The 4407-nt window shown below is 70.6% G+C and carries 5 protein-coding genes; 4 read left to right on the forward strand and 1 reads right to left on the reverse strand.

Annotated elements, in window-relative coordinates; genetic code table 11:
* Nucleotides 1-235, reverse strand: a 235-nt coding sequence (locus AB0C29_RS35640; protein ID WP_360829894.1) for a winged helix-turn-helix domain-containing protein, incomplete at its 3' end; no start/stop codon positions are given.
* 110 nt (nucleotides 236-345) lie between these two features.
* Here AB0C29_RS35640 and AB0C29_RS35645 point away from each other — a divergent pair.
* Genes AB0C29_RS35645 through AB0C29_RS35660 form a run of 4 tightly spaced genes read left to right on the forward strand, consistent with a single transcriptional unit; the run spans nucleotide 346 to nucleotide 4286 of the window.
* A complete protein-coding gene (locus tag AB0C29_RS35645) occupies nucleotides 346-1359 on the forward strand; it encodes an ABC transporter ATP-binding protein (protein WP_360829897.1) in 1014 nt (337 codons plus the stop codon).
* A 29-nt stretch (nucleotides 1360-1388) separates the two neighbouring features.
* Nucleotides 1389-2594 carry an ABC transporter substrate-binding protein gene (locus AB0C29_RS35650; RefSeq protein ID WP_360829900.1) on the forward strand — a complete coding sequence of 402 codons (1206 nt, stop codon included), beginning with the start codon at nucleotides 1389-1391 and terminating at the stop codon, nucleotides 2592-2594.
* Between the two features lie 7 nt (nucleotides 2595-2601).
* The gene (locus AB0C29_RS35655) at nucleotides 2602-3483 is read left to right on the forward strand and encodes an ABC transporter permease (RefSeq protein ID WP_360829903.1); all 882 of its coding nucleotides are present in this window, start codon (nucleotides 2602-2604) and stop codon (nucleotides 3481-3483) included.
* Entirely contained in the window at nucleotides 3483-4286 is an 804-nt protein-coding gene (locus tag AB0C29_RS35660; protein ID WP_360829906.1) for an ABC transporter permease, read from the forward strand. The genes AB0C29_RS35655 and AB0C29_RS35660 overlap by 1 nt, the downstream gene beginning before the upstream one ends.
* Nucleotides 4287-4407: the final 121 nt, after the last annotated feature.

Here is a 4407-nt window from a genome sequence, read left to right on the forward strand (position 1 = left end):
CGCGTCCCCGCCGGGTGGTGACCAGCCCCAGCTCGCGCAGGCTCTGCAGGGACTCCCGGGCGGTGACCGGCGCGACGCCGAGCGCCTCGGCCAGGTCCACCTCGGACGGCAGCTGCTCGCCGTCGCCGAGCACGCCGAGCACGATGGCGTCGCGCAGCCGCCGGGTGACGGCCTCGGCCCGGCCGCTCTGGGTCAGCGGGGCGAAGACCGCCCGCCGGGCTCGCTGATCCGGCATCGCTCCCCCAACTGTTTCTCGGCCTGCACCATACAAACCTTGTGCTCTGAACTATGAAGCCATAGGTTTCGCCGCAACGGCGGAATTTCCTCCAGCCACCGGGGGCCTGCGTGGACACTGCTCCGGCGATCACCCTGACCGGCCTGCACAAGGCCTTCGGCAGCACCGTCGCGGTCGACGGCCTCGATCTGAGCATCGCCGACGGTGAGTTCTTCTCCATGCTGGGCCCGTCCGGGTCGGGCAAGACCACGGTGCTGCGGATGATCGCCGGCTTCGAGCGGCCCACCGCCGGGCGGGTCCTGCTCGGCGGCACAGACGTCACCGGCGCTGCGCCGTTCCAGCGTGACGTCAGCACGGTGTTCCAGGACTACGCGCTCTTCCCGCACCTGTCCGTACGCCAGAACGTCGAGTACGGCCTGGCGGTGCGCAAGGTCGGCCGGGCCGAACGCCGCGATCGGGCCGAGCAGGCGCTGGCCGGCGTACGGATGACCGGCTTCGGCGACCGCAAGCCCGGCCAGCTCTCCGGCGGCCAGCGCCAACGGGTCGCCCTGGCCCGCGCCCTGGTGGTGCGGCCCAAGGTGCTGCTGCTGGACGAGCCGCTGGGCGCGCTGGACCTCCAGTTACGTCAGCAGATGCAGGTCGAGCTGAAGCAGCTGCAGCGCGAGGCCGGCATCACCTTCGTCTTCGTCACCCACGACCAGGAGGAGGCGCTGACCATGAGCGACCGGATCGCCGTGTTCGAGCACGGCCGGGTGGCTCAGGTCGGCACCGCCGCCGAGATCTACGAGCGGCCGCGCACCGGATTCGTGGCCGGCTTCGTCGGCACGTCGACCGTCCTCAGCGGACCCGCCGCCGTCGAGCTGCTCGGCCGGGACGGCACGTTCGTGGTGCGCCCGGAACGGGTCCGGCTCTCGCGTACCGGTCCGGGGCTGGCCGGCACCATCGCCGAGGTGGTCTATCTCGGCGCGACCACCCGCTACCTGGTCGACCTCGAGGCCGGGCCGCGGATCACCGCGAGCGAGGCCAACACCGAGGCCGGCGCCGCGATGGCTGCGCAGCGCCGCGGCGAGCGCGTCCTCGTCAGCATCCGCGGCGGCGACGTCGTGGCCCTGGAGACCCCCTGACCCCCACCCCCGCTGCGAAGGGTTCGGCCATGCGCATCACCAGATCACTGCTCAGCGGTACGGCCATCAGCCTCGTCACCCTGCTCGCCGCCTGCGGCACGTCCTCCGGGGACAGCTCCCCGGCGCCCGGCGCGTCCGGTTTCACCCCGCCGAAGATCGACCAGCTCCAGCAGCTCGGCGCCGGCGAGGGCGCCGTCTCCATCCTGGCCTGGCCCGGGTACGCCGAGAACGGCGGCAACGACCCGGCGGTGGACTGGGTGACCCCGTTCGAGAAGCAGACCGGCTGCAAGGCCACGGTCAAGACGTTCGGCACCTCCGACGAGGCCGTGACCCTGATGAAGACCGGTGGCTACGACGTGATCTCGGCCTCCGGTGACGCCTCGCTGCGGCTGATCGCGGGCGGTGACGTGGCCCCGGTGAACACCACCCTGATCCCCAACTACGCCGACGTCACCGGCTTCCTCAAGGACAAGGCGTGGAACTCCGTCGGCGGCCAGATGTACGGCGTTCCGCACGGCTGGGGCGCCAACCTGCTGATGTACCGCACGGACAAAGTGGATCCGGCCCCCACCTCCTGGGCCTCGGTGTTCACCGACGCGGCCAAGTACGCCGGCAAGGTCACCGCGTACGACTCCCCGATCTACATCGCCGACGCCGCCCTGTTCCTGATGAACACCAGGCCCGAGCTGGGCATCAAGAACCCGTACGCGCTGGACGACAAGCAGCTGGCCGCCGCGGTGGAGCTGCTCAAGGCGCAGAAGGCCAACATCAGCGAGTACTGGTCGGACTATCTCAAGGAGGTGCAGTCCTTCAAGAGCGGCAACTCGGTGATCGGCACGACCTGGCAGGTCATCGTCAACACGGCGGCCGCGGAGAAGGCTCCGGTCAAGGCGGTGCTGCCGGCGGAAGGGTCGACCGGCTGGTCCGACACGTGGATGGTGGCGGCCAAGAGCGCGCATCCGAACTGCGCGTACCAGTGGCTGAACTGGATCGTCGGTCCGACGGCCAACGCCCAGGTCGCCGAGTACTTCGGGGAGGCGCCGGCCAACCAGAAGGCGTGCGCGCTGACCACCGACAAGAACTTCTGCGAGACCTACCACGCCGGTGACGCCGCGTACGCGGAGAAGATCTGGTACTGGAGCACGCCGATCCCGCAGTGCCTGGACGGGCGCACCGATGTCACCTGCACCGACTATGCGGCCTGGACCCGGGCCTGGACCGAGATCAAGGGCTGACCGGCCGGTGACGCTGCTGGACACCCGCCGGCGCCGGCTCTCGGCCCGGCTCACCCGCTCGCCGCGCACCCGGCTGACCCTGCTGCTGGGTGCGCCGCTGCTCTGGCTCGGGCTGGCCTACCTCGGGGCGCTGGCGGCGTTGCTGGTCACCGCCCTGTGGTCGACGAACACGTTCACCGGGGCGATCGAGCGGGTGTGGACGCTGGACAACATCCGTACGGTGCTGACCGACTCCGTCTACCGTTCGGTGACGATCCGCACGATCGGGGTGGCGGCCCTGGTCACGGTCATCGATGCGGTGCTGGCCCTGCCGGTGGCGTTCTTCATGGCCAAGGTGGCCCGCCGGCGCTGGCAGCCCCTGCTGGTCGCCGGCATCCTGCTCCCGCTGTGGGCGTCATACCTGGTCAAGGCGTACGCGTGGCGCAGCATGTTCGGCGGGGGCGGGCTGATCGACTGGGCCGGTGCGCCGTTCGGGCTCGGCTCGCCCGGGTACGGCCTGACCGCCACCGTGTGCACGCTGGCGTACCTGTGGTTCCCGTACATGGTCCTGCCGATCTTCGCCGGCCTGGAACGCCTGCCGGACTCGCTGCTGGAGGCGTCCGGGGATCTCGGTGCCCGGCCGGGCCGCACTGTTCGCACGGTCGTGCTGCCGCTGGTGTTCCCGGCGGTCGTGGCCGGGTCGATCTTCACCTTCTCGCTGTCGCTGGGCGACTACGTGGCGGTGGAGATCGTCGGCGGCACCAAGCAGTTCCTCGGCAACCTGGTCTACGACAACATCGGCGCGGCCAACAACCAGCCCCTGGCGGCGGCGGTCGGCCTGGTCCCGGTCGTGGTCATGATCGTCTACCTGTTCCTGTCCCGGCGCGCCGGAGCCCTGGAGAACCTCTGATGTACCTGACCCGGGGCATGCGTGTCGCGTTGCGCGTCATCACCGCCGTTGTGCTGGCCGTCGTCTACGTGCCGCTGATCGTCGTGGTGATCAACTCTTTCAACAGTGACCGGGCGTTCGGCTGGCCACCGGCCGGTTTCACCCTGCAATGGTGGTCACGCGCCGCCCACAACGCCGGGGCCCTGGACGCCCTGCGCACCTCCGTGGTGGTGGGTCTGCTGTCGACCGCGGTGGCGCTGGTGCTCGGCACGCTGGCGGCCATGTCCCTGCAGCGGTACAGGTTCTTCGGCCGGGAGGCCGTGTCGCTGCTGGTGATCCTGCCCATCGCGCTGCCGGGCATCGTCACCGGCATCGCGTTGAACAACGCCTTCCGCACGATCCTGGGCGTGCCGCTGTCGCTGCTCACGCTGGTGGTGGCGCACGCGACGTTCTGCGTCGTGGTGGTCTTCAACAACGTCATCGCCCGGCTGCGCCGGCTCGGCGGTGACCTGGAGGAGGCCTCGATGGACCTGGGCGCGGACAGCTTCACCACCTTCTGGCGCGTCACCTTCCCGCTGCTGCGCACGGCGCTGCTGGCGGGCGGGCTGCTGGCGTTCGCGCTCAGCTTCGACGAGATCATCGTGACCCGCTTCACCGCGAGCCAGAGCACGACGACGCTGCCGATCTGGATCCTGGACAACCTGTTCCGGCCGAACCAGGCCCCGGTCGTCAACGTCGTGGCGACGGTCCTGGTGATCGCCTCGGTCATCCCGATCGCGATCGCCCAGCGGCTGTCCGGAGATCCCTCCGGCGGCCGGGTCTGAGCCGCCGGAGGGTCGCTGCGCGGGTCAGGCGGTGAACCGGAGCCGGCGCCGGCGGACGAGCAGCAGGCCGGCAGCGCCCGCGAGCAACAGCAGCGCGCCGCCCGCGCCGAGCAGGCCCGCG

The organism is Actinoplanes sp. NPDC048791, from assembly GCF_040650095.1.
Lineage (GTDB): Bacteria > Actinomycetota > Actinomycetes > Mycobacteriales > Micromonosporaceae > Actinoplanes.